The sequence below is a fragment of the Acidovorax sp. 62 genome (assembly GCF_002754495.1).
Lineage (GTDB): Bacteria > Pseudomonadota > Gammaproteobacteria > Burkholderiales > Burkholderiaceae_C > Acidovorax.
This window is the reverse complement of sequence record NZ_PEFJ01000001.1, coordinates 2744515-2765118: the sequence shown is the minus strand read 5'-3', so window position 1 is coordinate 2765118 and position 20604 is coordinate 2744515. Positions and strand designations below refer to the sequence as shown.

23 protein-coding genes are annotated in these 20604 nt (G+C 63.7%); 10 read left to right on the top strand and 13 right to left on the bottom strand.

The annotated features are described in order from the left end of the window. Positions 1-31: 31 nt before the first annotated feature. Together CLU86_RS12410 and CLU86_RS12405 are read left to right on the top strand one after the other, a co-directional pair. Positions 32-1024, top strand: coding sequence for an Hsp33 family molecular chaperone HslO (locus tag CLU86_RS12410; protein ID WP_099656344.1), 993 nt, complete (start codon positions 32-34; stop codon positions 1022-1024). A gap of 198 nt (positions 1025-1222) precedes the next feature. After that, a complete protein-coding gene (locus tag CLU86_RS12405) occupies positions 1223-1702 on the top strand; it encodes a CZB domain-containing protein (protein WP_099741811.1) in 480 nt (159 codons plus the stop codon). A gap of 207 nt (positions 1703-1909) precedes the next feature. Here the strand turns inward: CLU86_RS12405 and CLU86_RS12400 are convergent, their stop codons facing one another. From CLU86_RS12400 to CLU86_RS12375, 6 genes are all read right to left on the bottom strand, one after another. Further along, positions 1910-2398 (bottom strand): hypothetical protein, encoded by a 489-nt coding sequence (locus CLU86_RS12400; RefSeq protein ID WP_099741810.1) that lies wholly within the window; start codon positions 2396-2398, stop codon positions 1910-1912. A gap of 54 nt (positions 2399-2452) precedes the next feature. Then, entirely contained in the window at positions 2453-2731 is a 279-nt protein-coding gene (locus CLU86_RS12395; RefSeq protein WP_099741809.1) for a septum formation initiator family protein, read from the bottom strand. 91 nt (positions 2732-2822) lie between these two features. Then, positions 2823-4109, bottom strand: a complete 1287-nt coding sequence (gene eno, locus CLU86_RS12390) for a phosphopyruvate hydratase (RefSeq protein ID WP_099741808.1) — start codon at positions 4107-4109, stop codon at positions 2823-2825. A gap of 100 nt (positions 4110-4209) precedes the next feature. Further along, a complete protein-coding gene (locus CLU86_RS12385; RefSeq protein ID WP_056173684.1) occupies positions 4210-4500 on the bottom strand; it encodes a DUF1330 domain-containing protein in 291 nt (96 codons plus the stop codon). A gap of 3 nt (positions 4501-4503) precedes the next feature. Beyond that, positions 4504-5361 (bottom strand): 3-deoxy-8-phosphooctulonate synthase, encoded by an 858-nt coding sequence (gene kdsA / locus CLU86_RS12380; protein ID WP_099656339.1) that lies wholly within the window; start codon positions 5359-5361, stop codon positions 4504-4506. An 11-nt stretch (positions 5362-5372) separates the two neighbouring features. Continuing rightward, complete coding sequence (locus tag CLU86_RS12375) at positions 5373-7031, bottom strand: CTP synthase (RefSeq protein ID WP_099656338.1); 1659 nt, start codon at positions 7029-7031, stop codon at positions 5373-5375. A 93-nt stretch (positions 7032-7124) separates the two neighbouring features. Between CLU86_RS12375 and coaBC the strand changes: the two genes are divergently transcribed. The 3 genes from coaBC to CLU86_RS12360 all read left to right on the top strand — a co-directional run bounded on the left by coaBC (position 7125) and on the right by CLU86_RS12360 (position 9619). Next, positions 7125-8339: a bifunctional phosphopantothenoylcysteine decarboxylase/phosphopantothenate--cysteine ligase CoaBC gene (gene coaBC / locus CLU86_RS12370; RefSeq protein ID WP_099741807.1), complete on the top strand. Its 1215-nt coding sequence runs from the start codon at positions 7125-7127 to the stop codon at positions 8337-8339. Between the two features lie 125 nt (positions 8340-8464). Beyond that, positions 8465-8911: a dUTP diphosphatase gene (gene dut / locus CLU86_RS12365; protein WP_099656336.1), complete on the top strand. Its 447-nt coding sequence runs from the start codon at positions 8465-8467 to the stop codon at positions 8909-8911. A gap of 198 nt (positions 8912-9109) precedes the next feature. Continuing rightward, a complete protein-coding gene (locus CLU86_RS12360) occupies positions 9110-9619 on the top strand; it encodes a glycine zipper 2TM domain-containing protein (protein ID WP_099741806.1) in 510 nt (169 codons plus the stop codon). Between the two features lie 55 nt (positions 9620-9674). Here the strand turns inward: CLU86_RS12360 and CLU86_RS12355 are convergent, their stop codons facing one another. Then, positions 9675-10199 carry a peptidylprolyl isomerase gene (locus CLU86_RS12355; protein ID WP_099741805.1) on the bottom strand — a complete coding sequence of 175 codons (525 nt, stop codon included), beginning with the start codon at positions 10197-10199 and terminating at the stop codon, positions 9675-9677. 53 nt (positions 10200-10252) lie between these two features. Here CLU86_RS12355 and CLU86_RS12350 point away from each other — a divergent pair, with 53 nt between their 5' ends. The 3 genes from CLU86_RS12350 to CLU86_RS12340 all read left to right on the top strand — a co-directional run bounded on the left by CLU86_RS12350 (position 10253) and on the right by CLU86_RS12340 (position 12429). Continuing rightward, complete coding sequence (locus CLU86_RS12350) at positions 10253-11392, top strand: cupin domain-containing protein (RefSeq protein ID WP_099741804.1); 1140 nt, start codon at positions 10253-10255, stop codon at positions 11390-11392. Beyond that, on the top strand, positions 11389-11916 hold the full coding sequence (locus CLU86_RS12345; RefSeq protein WP_099741803.1) for a hypothetical protein: 528 nt from the start codon (positions 11389-11391) through the stop codon (positions 11914-11916). Before CLU86_RS12350 ends, CLU86_RS12345 begins: the two co-directional genes overlap by 4 nt. A 249-nt stretch (positions 11917-12165) precedes the next feature. Then, on the top strand, positions 12166-12429 hold the full coding sequence (locus CLU86_RS12340; RefSeq protein WP_099741802.1) for a hypothetical protein: 264 nt from the start codon (positions 12166-12168) through the stop codon (positions 12427-12429). A gap of 153 nt (positions 12430-12582) precedes the next feature. On the opposite strand, the gene CLU86_RS12335 is transcribed toward CLU86_RS12340, so the two are convergent. The 6 genes from CLU86_RS12335 to CLU86_RS12315 all read right to left on the bottom strand — a co-directional run bounded on the left by CLU86_RS12335 (position 12583) and on the right by CLU86_RS12315 (position 17584). Continuing rightward, a complete protein-coding gene (locus tag CLU86_RS12335) occupies positions 12583-13368 on the bottom strand; it encodes an MBL fold metallo-hydrolase (protein ID WP_099741801.1) in 786 nt (261 codons plus the stop codon). Between the two features lie 99 nt (positions 13369-13467). Further along, entirely contained in the window at positions 13468-14568 is a 1101-nt protein-coding gene (bamC, locus tag CLU86_RS12330; protein ID WP_099656329.1) for an outer membrane protein assembly factor BamC, read from the bottom strand. Between the two features lie 38 nt (positions 14569-14606). After that, the gene (gene dapA, locus CLU86_RS12325; protein ID WP_099741800.1) at positions 14607-15503 is read right to left on the bottom strand and encodes a 4-hydroxy-tetrahydrodipicolinate synthase; all 897 of its coding nucleotides are present in this window, start codon (positions 15501-15503) and stop codon (positions 14607-14609) included. Between the two features lie 30 nt (positions 15504-15533). Beyond that, positions 15534-16088 (bottom strand): bifunctional 2-polyprenyl-6-hydroxyphenol methylase/3-demethylubiquinol 3-O-methyltransferase UbiG, encoded by a 555-nt coding sequence (locus tag CLU86_RS12320; protein ID WP_099741799.1) that lies wholly within the window; start codon positions 16086-16088, stop codon positions 15534-15536. A gap of 72 nt (positions 16089-16160) precedes the next feature. Next, entirely contained in the window at positions 16161-16334 is a 174-nt protein-coding gene (locus CLU86_RS22830) for a hypothetical protein (protein ID WP_158236327.1), read from the bottom strand. A gap of 32 nt (positions 16335-16366) precedes the next feature. Continuing rightward, entirely contained in the window at positions 16367-17584 is a 1218-nt protein-coding gene (locus CLU86_RS12315; RefSeq protein ID WP_099656326.1) for an MFS transporter, read from the bottom strand. Between the two features lie 155 nt (positions 17585-17739). On the opposite strand from CLU86_RS12315, the gene CLU86_RS12310 reads away from it, so the two are divergent. Both CLU86_RS12310 and CLU86_RS12305 read left to right on the top strand, forming a co-directional pair. Then, positions 17740-19722 (top strand): DNA topoisomerase IV subunit B, encoded by a 1983-nt coding sequence (locus CLU86_RS12310; protein WP_099741798.1) that lies wholly within the window; start codon positions 17740-17742, stop codon positions 19720-19722. Between the two features lie 33 nt (positions 19723-19755). Next, the gene (locus CLU86_RS12305; protein WP_099741797.1) at positions 19756-20601 is read left to right on the top strand and encodes a lytic transglycosylase domain-containing protein; all 846 of its coding nucleotides are present in this window, start codon (positions 19756-19758) and stop codon (positions 20599-20601) included. Positions 20602-20604 lie beyond the last annotated feature (3 nt).

Below are 20604 nucleotides of genomic sequence, written 5' to 3'. Positions count from 1 at the left end.
CTCCTTTTTTACGCTTTTCTGGAATCCCTGAGTGTCTGAACTCCACAAGTTTCTTTTCGAAGGCCAGCCTGTGCGCGGCATGATCGTGCGCCTGACCGATGCCTGGACCGATGTGTTGCAGCGCCGTGCCAGCAACTCAGCCACGGGCGCCTATGCGGCCCCGGTGCAGGAGCTGCTGGGCGAGATGGCTGCGGCTGGTGTGCTGATGCAGTCCAACATCAAGTTCAATGGGGCGCTGGTGCTGCAGGTCTTTGGTGATGGCCCCGTCAAGGTGGCCGTGGCCGAGGTGCAGTCAGACCTGAGCCTGCGGGCCACTGCCACGGTCAATGGCGAGGTGCCGCCAGATGCCAAGTTGAGCCAGATGGTGAACGTGGGCGGCGGCGGGCGCTGCGCCATCACCCTGGACCCCAAGGACCGTCACCCAGGCCAACAGCCCTACCAGGGCGTGGTGCCTTTGCATGGCGACCACCATGAGAAGCTCGATCGCCTGTCGGACGTGCTGCAGCACTACATGCTGCAGTCCGAGCAGCTCGATACGGTGCTGGTGTTGGCCGCCAACAGCCAGGTCGCCGCCGGGCTGCTGATCCAGCGCATGCCGCTCAAGGGCGAAGGCAATCTGGCGCAGGGGCTGACGCACCGTGAGAACGAAGACCAGATCGGCCACAACGAAGACTACAACCGCATTGCGCACCTGGCCTCCAGCCTGACGCGCGATGAGCTGCTGACGCTGGATGTGGACACCATCCTGCGCCGCCTGTTCTGGGAAGAAAAGCTGCTGCGCTTTGAGCCGCAGCAAGGGGAGTCGGGCCCCCGCTTTGCCTGCACCTGCAGCCGGGAGCGCGTGGCCAACATGCTGCGCAGCCTGGGGGCGGAAGAAGCCGAGAGCATCCTGGCCGAGCGCAACGAGATCGAAGTGGGCTGCGAGTTTTGCGGCCAGCAGTACCGCTTTGACGCCGTGGATGCTGCCCAGATCTTTGTGCCTCCCACGGTGGCGCAACCGCCCGCACCTTCAGGGGTGCAGTAACGGCGGCGGCGCCCTGGCTTGGGGCGCCGATCTGACGCTGTGCTTCTGATTCTTTGCCAAAACGCGCACCTTGAATGCTGCCCATGGCGGGCTGCGGCCTGTCGCAGGCCCCTGGAAACCGCTCCCCGTATGTGACGATTGTTGACACATTGGCGACAAGTCCTCACATAAGATTCGCCCCCATAAGGGAGGGTTTTCATGGATTTTCTTCGCCGATTTTTGGGGGCGTCGGCCCAGAATTCCGTGTCGTCAACCGCACCAGCCGATGGCCCGCTGGCATTGGCCTCGCCCCCTGTTGATTCGGTGCCCGCCGAGCTGGATGTGGATGCCGCCATCAATGCCCATGAACGCTGGAAAGCGCGGCTGATGGACTATCTGGAAGGGCGCTCTCAGGTGGGGCTGGACCCCGAAGTGATTCGGCGCGACAACTACAGCGCCTTGGGCCGCTGGCTGCACGGCGTCGGGCGCGAAATGCTGGGTCACCACCCCGAATACCCCATGCTGCTGGCGCGGCACCGCTACTTTCACGAGCAAGCCGCCGAGATCGTGGAGCTGGCCCAGCAAGGGGAGTGGGAGCGCGTGGTGGCCATTCTCAACGGGGGTTACCGTTTTGCCTCCAACCAGATCATCATCCTGCTCAAGTCCATTCGGCACAGCGTGAGCCAGGAGAGTGCCTAGGAGCCTGTCGGACTTGGAAATCGTCGGCTGCAAATCGACCGCAGCGGTCCATTTTTGGCTTCGCCGCTCTTTGAAAACACCGCCTTTTTGCCCCATAGCTCGGCTATGGAGCTGCAAATTCGGCAAAAACTGTCCTCGCTGGGGCCGATTTTTGCTATCGACGCTCCAAGTCCGACAGGCTCCTAGGGCCAGGCCCCAAGGCTGCTTCTAGGCTGGTGGCGCCAGTTTCAAAGACGTAAAGAGCAGGTGCTCGCATACCGGATCGCTGCATTTCTCGCATCCCCATGCGCGCAGCCTGGCTCGGGTGTCTGGGTTGCTTTCACTGTCTGGCGCGGGGGGCGCCGATGCCGCCATGGCGGGCTGTGGCGGTTTGGTCTTGCCCTCGTCCAGGGCCGCTAAAACACTGGACAGCCTGCGCTCCAGTGGGCCGTACAACACACGGTAGGCGATGCCGCGCAATGCCAGCCCTTGGCGCAACTGGGCATCCTGTTCGGCGCGCTGGGACTGTTCCGCAGCGGAGCAGGGCCAGTCCAGGCCCATCAGCACCACCAGGGCGGGCAGAGTCAGGGCGGGCGCATCGTCGGGCACGGCCCCTGATGGGTGCAAGTGCCCAGCCAATGGCCCCAGCCGCTCGGCCAAGGCCTGCCAGAGCGCTTCTGCGCCCGTGTGGGCGGCACCCAGGATGTGGACGGTCATGTGAGGAGTGGGCTGGCAAAGGCCAACCGGGGGGGCGCGATCGCTTGCGAGTGATCAGCGCGGCGTGAACTGAACGTACACCTCGTTGGGCTTGACCATGCCCAGCTCGTTGCGTGCCTTCTCTTCCACCATGTCCAGCCCTTCTTTGAGGTCATGGACCTCAGAGGCCAGACGCTCATTGGTCTGGCGCACTTGGGCATTGGCGGTCTTTTGCTCGTCGATCTTCTGCTGCATTGCTGTCACCTGCGGCAAGCTGCCGCGCCCCAGCCAAAGCTGGGCGTGCACTGCGGCCAGCAAGGCCAGCAGGATCACAGGGACAAGGCGGGTGCTCATGAAGTCGGTGAAGGGTGCGAGGGGTCGAAGACTCGGTCAGTCGGTGCCGTTCAGCCGGGCGGTGCACTGCGGCGCACCGCCCGTGGTGGCATCAACGCAGGTTGTAGAACGCTTCGCGGCCTGGGTAGTGAGCGATGTCGCCCAGGTCTTCTTCGATGCGCAGCAGTTGGTTGTACTTGGCGATGCGGTCCGAGCGCGACAGCGAGCCGGTCTTGATCTGGCCTGCATTGGTGCCTACGGCGATGTCGGCAATGGTGCTGTCTTCGGTTTCGCCCGAGCGGTGAGAGATCACGGCGGTGTAGCCCGCGCGCTTGGCCATCTCGATGGCGGCAAACGTCTCGGTCAGCGTGCCGATCTGGTTGATCTTGATGAGGATCGAGTTGGCGATGTGCTTGTCGATGCCTTCCTTCAGGATCTTCGTGTTGGTCACGAACAGGTCGTCACCCACCAGCTGCACGTTCTTGCCCAGGCGGTCGGTCAGGATCTTCCAGCCGTCCCAGTCGCCTTCGTGCATGCCGTCTTCGATGCTGATGATGGGGTACTTGTCGCACCACGATGCCAGCATGTCTGTCCATTGCTGGGCGGTGAGCTTGATGCCGCCTTCGCCTTCGAGTACATAGTGGCCGTCCTTGTAGAACTCGCTGGCAGCGCAGTCCAGGCCCAGGGCGATTTGTTCGCCAGCGGTGTAGCCTGCGGCTTCAATCGCTTGCAGGATCAGCAAGATGGCGGCTTCGTGGCTTTCGACGCTGGGGGCAAAGCCGCCTTCGTCGCCCACGGCGGTACTGATGCCCTTGTCGTGCAGGATCTTCTTCAAGGCGTGGAACACCTCGGCACCCCAGCGCAGGGCTTCACGGAAGGTGGGGGCGCCCACGGGGATGATCATGAACTCTTGCAAGTCCAGGCTGTTGTTGGCGTGTGCGCCGCCGTTGATGACGTTCATCATGGGCACGGGCAACTGCATGCTGCCCATGCCGCCCAGGTAGCGGTACAGGGGCAGGCCAGATTCTTCGGCGGCAGCGCGGGCCACGGCCATCGATACGGCCAGCATGGCGTTGGCGCCCAGGCGGCTCTTGTTCTCGGTGCCATCCAGGTCGATCAGGGTCTTGTCCAGGAAGGCTTGCTCGGAAGCATCCAGGCCCAGCACGGCTTCGCTGATTTCGGTGTTGATGTGTTCCACGGCCTTGAGCACGCCCTTGCCCAGGTAGCGGCTCTTGTCGCCATCGCGCAGCTCAATGGCTTCGCGGCTGCCGGTGGAGGCGCCCGACGGCACCGCAGCGCGGCCCATCACGCCCGATTCCAGCAGCACGTCGCATTCGACGGTGGGGTTGCCGCGGCTGTCCAGCACTTCGCGGCCTACGATGTCAACGATGGCACTCATGGTTTTCCTTTTGCAGAAGTTTTAAATCAAATCGGGCTCTAGCGCTTATCTAATAAGCGCTAGCAGCTATCAATTAGTGAGCGATCAGGTGCGAAGGCGGTCAAACGCCTTCGACGCATACCATGCGCATGATGGCCGCACCTTCGCGCGCGGCCTTGGCCTTTTGGTACTCGGGCGTGTCGTAGAACGCGCGGGCCGCGTCAAAGCTGGCGAACTTCAGGATGACGGTGCGGCCGGGGTTCCAGTCGCCCTCGAGCACTTCCACCTTGCCGCCGCGCACGCACACTTCGGCGCCGTGGGCTTGCATGGCCAGGGTGCTCCACTTGCGGTACTCCTCGTACTGCGTGGGGTTGGTGACGGTGACGGATGCGATGACGTAACCACTGCTCATGTCTCAGGCTCCAAAGTTGTTTTCAAGGAATCCGTTTTTCTTGGTGACATCGTCCAGCGCTACCAAGGTCTCCAGCAGCGCCTTCATGTGCTTGAGCGGCACGGCGTTGGGGCCGTCCGACCAGGCCTCGGCGGGCTTGGGGTGGGTCTCCATGAAGAGGCCCGCCACACCCACCGCTACACCCGCACGGGCCAGCACGGGCACCATATCGCGGGCGCCGCCACTCACTGCGCCCAGGCCGCCGGGCTTTTGCACCGAGTGGGTCACGTCAAACACCACCGGCGCGCCCGAGTTGCGCATCTCGGCCAGGCTGGTCATGTCGGCCACGAGGTTGTTGTAGCCAAAGCTCACACCACGCTCGCAGGCCAGAAAGCGGTCTTCCGACAGGCCGGCTTCCTTGGCGGCAGCACGGGCCTTGTCAATGACGTTTTTCATGTCCCAGGGCGCAAGAAACTGCCCCTTCTTGATATTCACCGGCTTGCCGCTTTGGGCCACCGCACGGATGAAATCCGTTTGGCGGCACAAGAAAGCGGGGGTCTGCAGCACATCGACCACGCTGGCCACCTCGGCCACGTGGGAGGTGTCGTGCACATCGGTCAGGATGGGCAACTGCAACTGGCGGCGCACTTCATCGAGGATCTTCAGGCCCGCATCGATGCCCACGCCGCGCTGGCTGGTGCCAGACGAGCGGTTGGCCTTGTCGAACGAGCCCTTGTAGATCAAGGGAATGCCCAAGGCCGTGCAGGCTTCCTTGAGCTGCCCCGCGACGTCGAGCGACATCTCCAGGCCTTCGATGGAGCAAGTACCTGCGATCAGGAAAAAGCGCTGCTGCAGGCCAACGTCAAATCCGCACAGTTGCATGGCCGTTTTCCTCAGGCTTTCGCCGCTTGCTTTTGGTGTTCCACCGCCGCCTTGATGAAGGCGTTGAACAGCGGGTGGCCGTTCCAGGGGGTGGACTTGAACTCAGGGTGGAACTGCACGCCGATGAACCAGGGGTGCACGTTTTGTGGCAACTCCACGATTTCGGTGAGCTGCTCGCGCTGCGTCAGGGCCGAAATCACCAGGCCCGCCTTGCGTAGCTGATCCAGGTAGTTCACGTTGGCTTCGTAGCGGTGGCGGTGGCGTTCGGTCACCACATCGCCGTAGATGCTGTGGGCCAGCGTGTCCTTGGACACATCCGAGCTTTGGGCGCCCAGGCGCATGGTGCCGCCCAGGTCCGAGTTCTCGTCGCGCTTCTTGATGGTGCCGTCCGCGTCCTTCCACTCGGTGATCAAGGCGATCACGGGGTGGGGCGTGGTGGGGTTGAACTCGGTGCTGTTGGCATCGGCCAGCCCGGCCACATGGCGGGCGTATTCGATGGTGGCCACTTGCATGCCCAGGCAGATGCCCAGGTAAGGCACTTTGTGCTCGCGGGCAAACTGGGCCGTGCTGATCTTGCCTTCCACACCGCGGCTGCCAAAGCCGCCGGGCACCAGAACCGCGTCGTACTTGGTCAGCTTGCCAGCAGCGTTGGCGCTGTCGATGGTCTCCGAGTCCAGGTGCTCGATCTTCACGCGCACATGGTTCTTCATGCCCGCGTGGCGCAGTGCCTCGTTGACGGACTTGTAGCTGTCCGACAGGTCCACGTACTTGCCCACCATGGCGATGGTGACTTCGCCGCGAGGGTGTTCGGTTTCATACACCAGCTCATCCCAGCGCTTGAGGCTGGTGGGCGGGGTGTTCAGGCGCAGCTTGTCGCAGATCAGGCCGTCCAGGCCTTGCTCGTGCAGCATGCGTGGCACCTTGTAGATGGTGTCCACGTCCCACATGCTGATCACGCCCCATTCAGGCACGTTGGTGAACAGCGAGATCTTTTCGCGCTCTTCTTCGGGCACCTGCTTTTGTGCACGGCACAGCAGCGCATCGGGCTGGATGCCGATCTTGCGCAGCTCCTGCACGGTGTGCTGGGTGGGCTTGGTCTTGAGCTCGCCAGCCGTGGCAATCCAGGGCAGGTAGGTCAGGTGCACAAAGGCCGAGTTGTTGGGGCCCAGCTTGAGGCTTAACTGGCGCACTGCTTCAAGGAACGGCAGCGACTCGATGTCGCCCACGGTGCCGCCCACTTCGCAGATGGCCACATCCACCGCGTCGTCGGTGCCAATGCCCGCGCCGCGCTTGATGTATTCCTGGATTTCGTTGGTGACGTGCGGGATGACCTGCACGGTCTTGCCCAGGTAGTCGCCACGGCGCTCTTTTTCGAGCACGGACTGGTAGATCTTGCCGGTGGTGAAGTTGTTGGACTTCTTCATGCGCGTTTCAATGAAACGCTCGTAGTGGCCCAGGTCCAGGTCGGTTTCCGCGCCGTCGTCGGTCACAAAGACCTCGCCGTGCTGGAAGGGGGACATGGTGCCTGGGTCTACGTTGATGTAGGGGTCAAGCTTGATGAGGGTGACTTTGAGTCCCCGCGATTCGAGGATCGCGGCAAGGGAGGCTGAGGCGATTCCCTTACCGAGGGAAGACACCACACCGCCGGTGACGAAGACAAATTTGGTCATGTCGTTTTATGGTGGTGGGAAATTGGGATTATAGATGGGGCATGAAAGCAGCTGCCGGCTGAGCCCTGGTCGGGGTCTGCTAAATTCGCGCCCATGAATGAGCTTGCTGGCAAACACATTGTTCTGGGTCTGAGTGGGGGCGTGGCTTGCTACAAGGCGGCCGATTTTTGCCGCCAGCTCATCAAGGCCGGGGCCACCGTGCAGGTGGTGATGACCGAAGCGGCCGGGCAATTCATCACGCCTGTCACCATGCAAGCCCTGTCGGGCCGCCCCGTGTACGGATCGCAGTGGGACGCGCGCGAGCCCAACAACATGCCGCACATCAACCTCAGCCGCGAGGCCGATGCCATCGTGGTTGCGCCTTGCAGTGCCGATTTCATCGCCCGCCTGGTGCAGGGCCGCGCGGACGAACTGCTGAGCCTGATGTGCCTGGCCCGCCCCATCGACCGCGTGCCCCTGTTGCTGGCACCCGCCATGAACCGCGAAATGTGGGCACACCCTGCCACCCAGCGCAACCTGGCCCAGGTGGCAGCAGATGGCGCCACGGTGCTGGGGGTGGGCAATGGCGACCAGGCCTGCGGTGAGACCGGCGATGGCCGCATGCTGGAGCCCAGCGAGTTGCTGGAAGAATTGATCGCCTTTTTTGCACCCAAGGTGCTGGCCGGGCAGAGGGTGCTGATCACCGCCGGCCCCACGTTTGAGGCCATCGACCCGGTGCGGGGTATTACCAACCTCTCCAGCGGAAAAATGGGCTTTGCCATTGCCCGTGCGGCGCGCGAGGCTGGGGCCGACGTGACCCTGGTGGCTGGGCCTGTGCACTTGCCCACCCCCCGCGGGGTGCGGCGCGTGGATGTGAAATCTGCACAAAATATGCTGCAAGCGGTTGAGGAACAAGCGCAAGGTGCTACTGTATTTATAGCAACTGCCGCAGTGGCCGATTGGCGCGTGGCAGCGCAGTCGGCCGAGAAAATCAAGAAAGACGGCTCGGGCCAACCCCCCGCGCTGCATTTTGTGGAGAACCCCGACATCCTCGCCCGCGTGGCCCAGTCGCCCCAGTCCCAGTCGGGGGCGCTGTATTGCGTGGGCTTTGCCGCAGAAAGCCACGACCTGCTGGCGCACGCCACGGCCAAGCGTGCCCGCAAGGGTGTGCCGCTGCTGGTGGGCAACATTGGCCCCGCCACGTTTGGGCAGGATGACAATGCCTTGCTGTTGGTGGATGCGCAGGGGCACAGCGAACTGCCGCGCGCCTCCAAGCGCGCCTTGGCCCAGCAACTGGTGGGCGAAATCGCCCGGCGCCTGCAGCGCTGAGAGCTCTGTAGGCAACCAGTACCACCGGCCCCTCCTTTTCTACGCACCGCCTTCTGCCGGGCCATGCCAGCGCAGAGGGCTTTTTTTATGGCATTGCGCCTGGTTTTATTTCGAGAGCGAACCTTATGAAGATTGACGTCAAGATCCTGGACCCCCGCATGGCCGAGCAGCTTCCGGCTTACGCAACCCCTGGCAGCGCGGGGCTGGACCTGCGTGCCTGCCTGGATGCCCCCCTGACCCTGCAGCCCAATGCCTGGCAACTGGTGCCCACGGGCATTGCCGTGTACCTGAAGGACCCCGGTTACGCCGCGCTGATCCTGCCCCGCTCGGGCCTGGGGCACAAGCATGGCATCGTGTTGGGCAACTTGGTGGGGTTGATCGACAGCGACTACCAGGGCCAGTTGATGGTCAGTGCCTGGAACCGCAGCGATGTCGCTTTCACCATCGAGCCCATGGAGCGCTTGGCCCAGATGGTCATCGTGCCCGTGGTGCAGGCCGAGTTCAACGTGGTGACGGACTTTGTGGCCACCGAGCGTGGTGCGGGCGGGTACGGTTCTACAGGCAAGGCCTGATCGCTGCGGTGCCTCTGGCGCGCCGCCAGCAGGGGCGTCGGTCGATTCTTACGTTTCGTTGGGCTTTTTACCGACGCTTCATCAGGGGGCTGTGCACTGGGCGCATCCTTGGCGCGTTGGTGTAATTTGTACCTGATCCCCGTGCGGGGCCCTTGCAATCCACAGGGCCTTCGGCACATCCTCTCAAGGAGACCTTTTATGCCCCAATTCAATCGCTCTGCCATCGTGGCTTGCTCCATCGCCGCAGTGCTGGCCCTGTCCGCCTGCGGCCACAACCGGCCCGACCCTTACTACGGTGGTGGTTATGGCGGTGGTTACCAAGGGGCCGCACCGTCCTATCCCGTGAACAACAACCCCCGTGGTACGGAGTTTGGGCGGGTTTCCAACATCGAAGTGCTGCAAAGCCGTGGCTCTGGCCAGACCTCGGGTGGCGGCGCCGTGCTGGGGGCCGTGGTGGGTGGTTTGCTGGGCAACCAGGTGGGCAAGGGCAGCGGGCGCGCTGCCGCCACTGCCGTGGGGGTGATTGGCGGTGCCGTGGCGGGCAACGCCATCGAGGGCCGCAACAGCTCTGGCGACTACGTCGAGGGCTACCGGATTTCCGTCCAGCTGGACCATGGCGGCTACCGCGTGTATGACGTGGGTTCGCCGGGCGATCTGCGCATCGGAGACCGCGTGCGCCTCTACAACGGGCAAATCTCCCGCCAGTAAGCTGAACAGCTACTGCACCCACGCCCACCGCGCGCTGGTGGGCGTGGGGCGTGGGTCAGTGCAGCAATTGACTGCCGGGGGCTTGGGCTTCAATGCGGAAGAAGCCCGTGCCTGTGGTGCCCCGGCCCACTTCTTCTTCGGTGGCTTCGCGCACCGATTCCACTTTCAGCTGCAGGCGCAGCGCAATGCCTGCCAGCGGGTGGTTGCCGTCCAGCACCACATGCTCGGGGTAGATTTCGGTCACGGTGTACAGGCCGCTGCGGGGCGCAGCCGGATTGCATTCGGCGGGCAGGGCGGAGCCCTCGAAGGTCATGCCTTCCTCGATCTCGGCCGGGAACAGCTGGCGCGGCTCCAAAAAAAGCAATTGGTCGTTGAAGTCGCCAAAGGCATCCTCAGGCTCCAGGTGCAGCGCCAGCTTGGCGCCTGCGCTGTGGCCTTGCAGGGCTTCTTCGATGCGGGGCAAAAGATCGTTGCCGCCGAGCAGGAACTCCACCGGCTCATCCAGCACGTCCAGCTCTTCTCCGAGGGTGTCTTTGAGGGTCCAGGTCAGTGCGACCACACATTGTTGGGTAATTTCCATAGGAGAATTGTCGCAGTTTGACCAACAGCCCCGCCAGGGGCAGGTGCCTTTTCATGGATATCCAACAACCTTTGTCCCTGCTGGGCGGGCTTACCCCCGAGCAGTTCATGCGCCGCCATTGGCACAAAAAGCCTTTGCTGGTGCGCCAGGCGATCCCGAATTTTCAGCCCCCGGTGCTGCGCGCCGAAATGTTTGCGCTGGCGGCGCAAGAGTCTGTGGAGTCCCGTCTGGTGCAGCAAGTCAAGGGTGGCTGGAAGCTGCGCCACGGCCCATTTTCGCGCCGAGCCCTGCCAGCGCTGAACCAGCGCGAATGGACTTTGCTGGTGCAGGGCGTGGACTTGCACGACGACGCTGTGCACCGCCTGATGCAGCAGTTTCGCTTTGTGCCTGAGGCCCGGCTGGACGATCTCATGATCAGCTACGCTACCGATGGTGGCGGGGTGGGGCCGCACTTTGACAGCTATGACGTGTTTCTGCTGCAAGCCCATGGCCGCCGCCGTTGGCGCATTGGCCGCCAGAAGGACCTGACCCTCAAGGAGGGCATTCCCCTGAAGGTGCTGGCCGAGTTTGAACCCGAGGAAGAGTTTGTGCTGGAGCCAGGCGACATGCTGTACCTGCCGCCCCGCTACGCGCACGACGGCATCGCCGAAGGCGAGTGCATGACGTATTCCATCGGCTTTCGCTCTCCAGCCCGAGCTGAGCTGGCGCAGGAGCTGCTGGTGCGCTTGTCGGAAGACGCGGCCGACGACGAGCAGGTGCAGATGTACCGCGATGCCAAGCAAGAGGCCGTGGCCGAGCCTGGTGCCATCCCCGCCACCCTGCAGGCCTTTGCCCGCGAAGCGCTGGAGCGTGCCTTGTCGCAGCCCTTGGCTCTGGAGCGCGCGCTGGGTGAGTACCTTACTGACCCCAAGCCCAGCGTCTGGTTTGACGCCAGTGGCAAAGGCGCCATGATGGAGGCTGTGCGCCTGGACCGCCGCACCCGCATGATGTACGACGCCCAACATGTCTTCATCAATGGTGAAAGCTACCGTGCCGCAGGCAAGGATGCCACCTTGATGCGCCGCCTGGCCAACCAGCGTTACCTCAGCGCCAAAGACGTCCAGCGCGCCAGCGACGATGCGCTGGAGCTGCTGTCCATCTGGTGCGATGACGGCTGGGCACACGCCTGCACCGACGACGAAGCCACCCCATGACCTCCACAGACCACCCCGTAAATGGCTCTCCCGATCAGCCCGGCTTGCCAGAGGGGCGCTTCAGCGGGCGAGAGGCGTTTCAGCAAATGGTGCGCGATGCCTTTGCCACGGCGGCGCGCGAGGGGTGGCCTGAAATCTGGATCAGCGACGCGCACTTTCACGATTGGCCGCTGGGTGAGCGGGCGGTGGTGGAGTCGCTCCAGGCCTGGGCGCGGAGCGGGCGCCGTTTCAGCATGCTGGCAGTGAACTACGACGAGGTCATCCGGCGCCATGCGCGCTTTGTGCAGTGGCGTGGCACCTGGGACCACATCATCACTTGCCGCAAGAGTCCTTCGGCAGATCCCCTGGACTTGCCCAGCGTGCTGTGGTCGCCTGCCTGGGTGATGCAGCGGCTTGACCCAGAACGGTGCGTGGGCGTGGCGGGCCCCGAGTCGGATCGCCGCGTTCTGGTGCGTGAGTCGTTGAACGAGTGGGTGCGCAGCAAGAGTTCCCCAGGTTTTCCATCCACCACCCTGGGGCTTTGATCCGAATCAAGAGGCTGTGGCTTGGTCTGAGAGGCTGCCACGCGCGGCGGTGTTGCGTCTGCGCCTATGTCAACTTGCCGTAAACCTTTTTTCGGTGTTAGTCACTATTGACTAAATACCAATATAATTTATGGCTGCGCCTGAAAATGGTGCAACCCTCAAGTGCATTGCGCCAATGCGTACCAGGGCTTTAACTGGCCGGTCGCCGTGGCTTTTCAAGCTTTTTGTCTGTCCAACTAGGAAATTGAAATGAAGAACTCCGTCGTTCTGGCCGCCCTGATCGCTGCTGCTGCCCTGGCCGCTTGCGGTAAAAAAGAAGAACCAGCTGCAGCACCAGCTCCCGTGGCAGCACCCGCTCCAGCTCCAGCACCCGCTGCTTCTGAAGCTGCTCCTGCTGCCTCCGAAGCTGCTCCTGCTGCTTCCGCTGAAGCCGCTCCTGCTGCTGACGCTGCCAAGGCTGCTGCTGACACTGCTGCCGCTGCTGCCACCGGCGCTGCTTCGCAAGCCAAGTAATTCGTGGATGGGTCATAGCCTCCCGCAAGGGGCGGCTTGAACCACACACCAAAGCCCTGCTTTTGCAAAAAAGCGGGGCTTTTGCATTGGGGCGTCATTTTTTCGGAAGCGCTGGCTGTTCCGGCCCCATGTGCATTCAATAGCCCCTTGTGGCTATGCGGCCCCGACGGTGATCCAGGGCGTTCCATTGGCCGGGCTGGCCACGGCGATGCGCTCGGTGTGCCAGCCCAATGCAGCCCCCAGCGCCTGCTGGGCCAGCGCCGGGGTGTTGTTCTGTGCGCTGAGGTGGGCCGCAATTACACAGGCCAAACCGGGGTGTTGCAAGGCGCAGAGCAGTTCGGCTGCTGCAGTGTTGGCCAGGTGGCCGTATTTGCCACTGATGCGGCGCTTGAGGAAGGCCGGGTAGCGCGACGCCTCCAGCATCTGCGGATCGTGGTTGGCCTCCAGCATCAGGGTGTGGCAGCCCGCCAATTGCTCTTTGACATGCGCGCTGGCGTGCCCCAGGTCCGTCAGCACCCCCAGGCGTGTGGCGCCATCGGTGCAGTGCAATTGCAGGGGCTCCCTGGCGTCGTGCGGCACCGTGAAGGGGGTGGCTTGCCAACTGCCCAGATCAATGGGCTCCAGATCGTGTGCGGTGCGCAGCAGCCCGTCCAGGTCGGGGGAGCCCAGGGCGGCGTGGGTGCCATGGCTCATCCAGACGGGAATGCGGTGTTTCAGTGCCAACGAGCGGGCGCAGCCAATGTGGTCGGAATGCTCGTGGGTGATGAAGATGGCGTCAATCTGGGCCAGTGCCAGCCCGGCCTCTGCCAAGCGGGCCTCCAGCTGGCGTATGCCCAGGCCGCAATCGACCAGCAGACGCCGTGTGTGCAGGCCATCGCTGCCTTCAATCAGGGTGGCATTGCCCGAGCTGCCGCTGCCAAGGTTTTTGAGGCGCAGCATGTCCAGCGTCCCGTGTTGTCCATTAAAAAAGCCCCGCAGCTCCTGTGTGGGGCTGCGGGGCGGGATTGGGGCACGGTGCTGTGCCCCGCATTGCGCTGGTTACTTCAGTTCGTCCGCAATCACGCGCACGATGCGCTCGGCATTGGCCGACGTTTCCGGGGCGCCAGCTTCATTGAGCACGGACACGGTGGAGGCGTTGCCCTCGCTGCGCACGGCGATGCGGTACTTCAGTGGCGGAATGGCTGCCGACGATCCGCCAAACAGCTTGCCGAAGAAGCCAGGCTCCTTCTTGTCTGCGTTGGGGGCGACGTAGCGCACAAAGTACAGGCCGTCCTTGCGGTTGCGGTCTTCCACGGTGAAGCCGGTGCGGTCCAGTGCCAAGCCTACGCGGCGCCAGGCGCGGTCAAAGTTCTCAGCCAACTGCACAGCGGGTGCGTTGTTCACCGTGGCGATACGGGCTGCGGGTGCCACTTGCACTGGGGTGGCGGTGGCAGCAATCGCTTTGGATTGCTCCTGGCTCACGCCCAGCTTGACCATGAGGCGGCGCAAAAATTCGGTTTCCAGCTCGGGGTCGGCTGCGCGGGGCTGCCAGATGGTCTGGTCTTTTTGCGTGTTGGTGTACACCTCGATCATGCCGCGGTGGCTGATGTAGATGTCGGTGCCGCCATTGGCATTGCGCTCCAGGCGGGTTCGGAACTTGTCGCGCTCGCCAGTTGAATACAGCGATTCAAACACCTTGCCCAGGGTCGAACGCACGATGTCCTGGGGCAGCTTGGCGCGGTTTTCGGCCCAGTCGGTTTCCAGAATGCCGAGGTTGGACTGGTCTTGGGTGAAGATGAATCCACTCTCCAGCCAGAACTCACGCACAGGCTCCCACAGCTTGTCGGCAGGGCGGTTTATCACCAGCCAGCGTTGGTTGCCGTCTCGCTCAATGCGCACGTCACCAATGGTGGTGGCCGCTGCCTGGCTGGCTGCGGAGGGCTGTGCAGCCTGTTGGCTGGCCTGCAGCGCGGCGGCAGACACGGCGCCGCCGGGCACGGCGTAGCGCGAGTCTTTGGAGAGCTGGGTCAGATCCGGGGGCACTTCCAGGGTCGAGCCCTTGGTTGCGCTTTTGTAGTCGATCTTGTCGCCCTCAAGGGTCGAGCAGGCTGACAGGGCAGCAACAAGGGCCAGCAGGCCCAGACGGGTATTTGCTTTCACTCGGAAATCCTTGGAATGTCGGTGAGGGGTGGGCAGGCTCAAAGCAGGCCGCTGCTGCGCAGGGCGCCTTCGACCACGGCTTCGTTGCCCTGGGTCAATGGAGTCATGGGCAGGCGCATGGTTCCGCCGCACAAGCCCATGCGGGCCATGGCCCACTTGACGGGGATGGGGTTGGCTTCGACGAACAGGTGCTTGTGCACGGGCATCAGCTTGAACTGGATTTCCATGGCGCAGCGTGCGTCGCCCGCAATGGCGGCCACGCACAGCTCGTGCATCAGCTTGGGCGCCACGTTGGCTGTGACGCTCACGTTGCCGTGGCCGCCGCACAGCATCAGTGCCACAGCGGTCGGGTCGTCACCTGAGTAGATGCCAAAGCCCTTGGGGGCTTCGCGGATGAGCCACTGCGCGCGTTCGATGTTGCCTGTGGCTTCCTTGATGCCGATGATGCCGGGCACCTGGGCCAGGCGCAGCACGGTGTCGTGCTGCATATCGGCCACCGAGCGGCCGGGCACGTTGTAGAGGACGGTGGGCAGGTCGCCCACGGCCTCGGCAATCGCCTTGAAGTGCAGGTACTGGCCTTCTTGGGTGGGCTTGTTGTAGTAAGGCACGACCTGCAGCTGCGTGTCGGCACCGACCTTCTTGGCAAACTTGGCCAGCTCGATCGCTTCGGCGGTGGAGTTGGCACCGCAGCCCGCCATGATGGGCACGCGCTTGGCGGCTTGCTCCACGGCCACGCGGATGATCTCGCAGTGTTCTTCGACATTCACCGTGGGCGATTCGCCCGTGGTGCCCACCACGCCGATGCAGTCTGTGCCCTCGGCGATGTGCCAGTCGATCAGTTTGCGCAGGGTGGGGTAGTCCACGCTACCGTCCTCGTGCATGGGGGTGACGAGGGCGACGATGCTGCCGGTAAGAGGCACGGAGGAAGAGGTCATGTCCGCAGATGAAAACGGTAAAAGGGCATTCTAACTAGACGCGGGCTGCAGCCCATGGCGCGCGGGGGCCTCTGGGTGAGGTGTTTCCCGTACCGCCGCGATCCGCTGCACGAACCGGGCCGGGTTTTCGAGGTAGCCGTCCTCGTAGGCCACCGTGCGCAGCGTCCCAAAAGCCTGCAGCAACTCGCCCGGGCGCAGCAGAAAGTCGGCCCGGCTGGGGCGCCCTACGGTTTCGTGCCCTTGTGCAAAGGTTTCGTAAATCAGCACGCCGCCGGGCGCCAGGCTGGCGAGCAAGGTGGGCAGCAGGGGGCGCCACAGGTAGTTCGTCACCACCACGGCGCCAAACTGCTGGCCTTGCAGGGGCCAGGGGCCGTTTTCGAGGTCGGCGCAAATCAACTCACCCAATCCGGCGCAGGCGGCGATGGCCTCGGGCGAACGGTCTACGCCCGTGACGGTATGGCCCTGGGCTTGCAGCCAGCGCATGTGGCGGCCCGCGCCACAGGCCACGTCCAGAACATGGGCGTGCGGTGGAACCAAGTGCGTCCATTGCTGAACCCAGGCAGAGGGTGCTTCCGTGCCGTGCATGTGTTGTTTGCTATTAAATTGGTAGCTGCTGGCGCTTATCTATCAAGCGCTAGGGGCCTAAAATACCACAAATCAAAAGCACGACCAGACTTTGTCGGCCACCATGACCATGAAGTCTGGCACGGTGTACATCGCAAACACCGCAAGGCAAACGGCCACGGCCGCTAGCCAGCCCAGCGCCCGCAGCCAGCTGCGCCGCGCGCGGGGGGCGTGCGGTGATGGGGTGGTGGGCTGGGAGGGGTTCACGGCAGGCCTCTTTCAATACGGTTTTTAAGGTGTCAGGCCGCGTGGGGTTGCGCCCGCTGGATGGGGGCTTCCTTGATCGGCAGGTTCACCAGCCCCGCCAGCACGCCCAGCGCAATGGCGATGTACCAGACGATGTCGTAGCTGCCCGTGGCGTCATACAGATAGCCACCCAGCCACACGCCCAGGAAGCTGCCGATCTGGTGGCTGAAGAACACAAAGCCGCCCAGCATGGACAGATGCTGCACCCCAAAAATCTGGGCAATGGTGGCATTGGTGGGCGGCACCGTGGACAGCCACAGCGCACCCATCACGGCCGAGAATACATACACCGAAAGCGGTGACAGCGGCACCAGCAAGAAGATGGTGATGACCACGGCACGTGCCAGATAGATGAACGACAGGATGAACCGCTTGGGCATGCGCTGCCCCAGCGTGCCTGCGATGTAGGTGCCAAACACGTTGAACAGCCCGATCAGCGCCAGCGCATAGCTGGCCACCTGGGGCGACAGGCCGTGGTCCTTGAGATAACTGGGCATGTGCACCCCGATGAACACCACCTGGAAGCCGCAGACAAAGTAGCCCGCCATCAGCAGATTGAAGCTGGGGTAACTGAAGGCTTCCTTGAGCGCGTGGCCAATGGTTTGCTCACGCTTGGGCGCCGCCGCGCCCTGAAACCCGGGCTCGCGCAGACCAAAGGCCAGCGGCACGATCATCAGCACCGCCATCGACAGCACCAGCAGCGCCTGCTGCCAGCCCAGCCCGGTGATCAGCCAGCCCTCCACAGGCACCATCAAAAACTGCCCGAACGAGCCAGCCGCCGCCGCCACGCCCATGGCCCAGGAGCGTTTTTCGGGCGCAATCTGGCGGCCCAGCACGCCGTAGATCACCGCATAGGTGGTGCCCGCCTGCGCCGCGCCGATCAGCAGCCCGGTGGTCAGCGCAAACAGCAGCGGGGTGGGCGACAGGGCCATGCCCGCCAGCCCCAGCCCATACAGCACGGCGCCCCCCATCAACACCCGGAAGGCGCCAAACCGGTCGGCCGCCATGCCCGCAAAAATGCCCATCACCCCCCACGACAGGTTTTGCAGCGCAATCGCAAAGGCAAATGACTGCCTGGTCCAGCCCATCTCTTGGGTGATGGGTTGCAACCACAGGCCAAAGCCATGGCGAATGCCCATCGACAAAGTGACGATGGCCGCGCCGCAGGCCAGCACCTGGAGCATGGATAGTTTGGGAGGATTCATATGCATGCGGGGGAATGTAGCCAGATTGAGGGAAATGCGCTGGTACAGAGGCGACCAATACAGTTGGCAGCAGGGGCGGGGCTGCGGGAGGAGGGCCGCTGAGGCGTTTGGGCTGTTGTTTTATCCAGCCTTTGTTGCGCTGCCGCACTACAATCCGCGCCATGGCTGCCAAACCCACTACTGTCTCCGCTAGCGAATATTCCGAAGGCTCGATCCGCGTGCTCAAGGGCCTGGAGCCCGTCAAGCAACGCCCGGGCATGTACACCCGCACTGACAACCCCCTGCACATCATCCAGGAGGTGCTGGACAACGCCGCCGACGAGGCTTTGGCGGGTTACGGCAAAAAGATCAAAGTCACGCTGCACGCCGACGGCTCGGTCAGCATCGAAGACGATGGCCGGGGCATTCCGTTTGGCATGCACCCTGAAGAAAAGGCCCCGGTGATTGAGCTGGTCTTCACCCGCCTGCACGCGGGCGGCAAGTTCGACAAGGGCAAGGGCGGGGCCTACAGCTTCTCGGGCGGCCTGCACGGCGTGGGCGTGAGCGTGACCAACGCGCTGGCCACGCGGCTCGAAGCCACCAGCCACCGCGAGGGCCAGTCGGCCCGCCTGGTGTTCTCGGGCGGCGATGTGGTCGAGCCGCTGGTGGCCCGCCCGCTGGAGGCGGGCGAGCGCAAGCAGGGCACCTCGGTGCGGGTGTGGCCTGATGCCAAATATTTCGAGTCGAGCGCGCTGCCCATGGGCGAGCTGACCCACCTGCTGCGCAGCAAGGCGGTGCTCATGCCGGGCGTGTCCGTATCGCTGGTCAATGAGAAGACGCGCGACACCCAGACCTGGCAGTACAAAGGCGGCCTGCGCGACTACCTGATGCAGACGCTCAACGGCGACCCGGTGATCCCGTTGTTTGAAGGCGAAGGCTTCGCCGACAGCGGCAATGAGAGCTTTGCAGAAGGCGAAGGTGCCTCGTGGTGCGTGGCCTTCACCGAAGACGGCCAGCCCGTGCGCGAGAGCTACGTCAACCTGATTCCCACCAGCGCGGGCGGTACCCACGAAAGTGGCCTGCGCGACGGTCTGTTCAACGCGGTCAAGAGCTTCATCGAACTGCACAGCCTGTTGCCCAAGGGCGTGAAGCTGCTGCCCGAGGACGTGTTTGCGCGCGCCAGCTATGTCCTCTCAGCCAAGGTGCTCGACCCGCAGTTCCAGGGCCAGATCAAGGAACGCCTGAACTCGCGCGACGCGGTGCGCCTAGTGAGCGGCTTTGTGCGCCCCGCGCTCGAGCTGTGGCTGAACCAGCATGTCGAATACGGCAAGAAGCTGGCCGAGCTGGCCATCAAGGCTGCCCAAACCCGCCAGAAGGCTGGGCAGAAGGTTGAAAAGCGCAAGGGCTCCGGCGTGGCCGTATTGCCCGGCAAACTCACCGACTGCGAAAGCAAGGACATCGCCCACAACGAAGTCTTCCTGGTCGAGGGCGACTCGGCCGGTGGCAGTGCCAAGATGGGCCGCGACAAGGAAAGCCAGGCCATCCTGCCGCTGCGCGGCAAGGTACTCAACACCTGGGAAGTGGAGCGCGACCGCCTGTTTGCCAACAACGAAATTCACGACATCTCGGTGGCCATTGGCGTGGACCCGCATGGCCCCAATGACACGCCCGACCTGAGCGGCCTGCGCTACGGCAAGGTCTGCATCCTGAGTGATGCCGACGTGGACGGCTCGCACATCCAGGTGCTGCTGCTCACACTGTTCTTCCGCCACTTTCCCAAGCTCATCGAAACCGGTCACATCTACGTGGCACGCCCACCGCTGTTCCGTGTGGATGTGCCCGCGCGCGGCAAAAAGCCTGCGGCCAAGATGTATGCGCTGGACGAAGGTGAACTGACGGCCATCCTCGACAAATGCGCCAAGGACGGCGTACCCAAGGAGAAGTGCCAGATCAGCCGCTTCAAGGGCCTGGGCGAGATGAATGCCGAGCAGCTGTGGGAAACCACGCTCAACCCCGACACCCGCCGCCTGCTGCCCGTGCAGCTGGGCGACGTGGACTTTGCCGCCACCGAAGGCCTCATCACCAAGCTCATGGGCAAGGGCGAAGCCGCCGCGCGCCGCGAGCTGATGGAGCTGCATGGCGATGCGGTCGAGATCGATATCTGACGGGCTGAGCCACAGGCGCCCACGCTGCTTGCCATGACACCACTTCGCAAAATCTGCCTCTGGCGCTGGTCTGTATTGGGCTTGCTGCTCTGCTTTTTGCAGCAGCATGCCCATGCCGACCTGTGGGCGCATGTGGACGAGCGCGGGGTGACGCACTTTGCAGCCGAGCAGCTCGATGCGCGGTACCAGCTCTTCTTTCGGGGCACCGAGTTCGATTCGACCCGTGACATGCCTTCAGGCGCGCCCGCCACCCCGCACGGCATGCCCAGCGCCGGTGCGCGCCTGCTGGCGTTTTTTGACATCGCGCCGGGCTACAAAAGCATCAAGCACCACCTGCGCGCCGCCGCAGAGCAGCAGGCGGTGGACTATGAACTGCTGCAGGCGCTGATTGCCACCGAGTCGGGTTTTGATGCGCAGGCCGTCTCGCCCAAAGGTGCGGTGGGCCTGATGCAGCTCATGCCCGCCACGGCCAGCCGCTTTGGCGTGCGGGCCGATGCCAAGCGCTCGCTGGAGCAAAAGCTGACCGACCCCGCCGTGAACGTGCCCACCGGCACGCGCTACCTGCGTTACCTGCTCGACCTGTTCCCTGGTCGCATGGACCTGGCCCTGGCGGCCTACAACGCGGGCGAGGGCGCGGTGCAAAAAGCCGGTAACCAGATCCCTGCCTTCAAAGAAACCCAGAACTACGTGCGCACGGTGCTGGCGCTGTACACCCAGCTCAAGCCGCCCGCCCCCGTGCTGGCCCAGCGCGCAGCGCCGGGGCGGGTGCGCATGCAATTGCAGGGCGGCGCCCAAGGCCGTGGCAACCTGCCGCCCGACACTTTGGTGGCGCACACCCGCGCCAGCAACGAACCTCTACCGACGATTCCGAACGAATGAGCG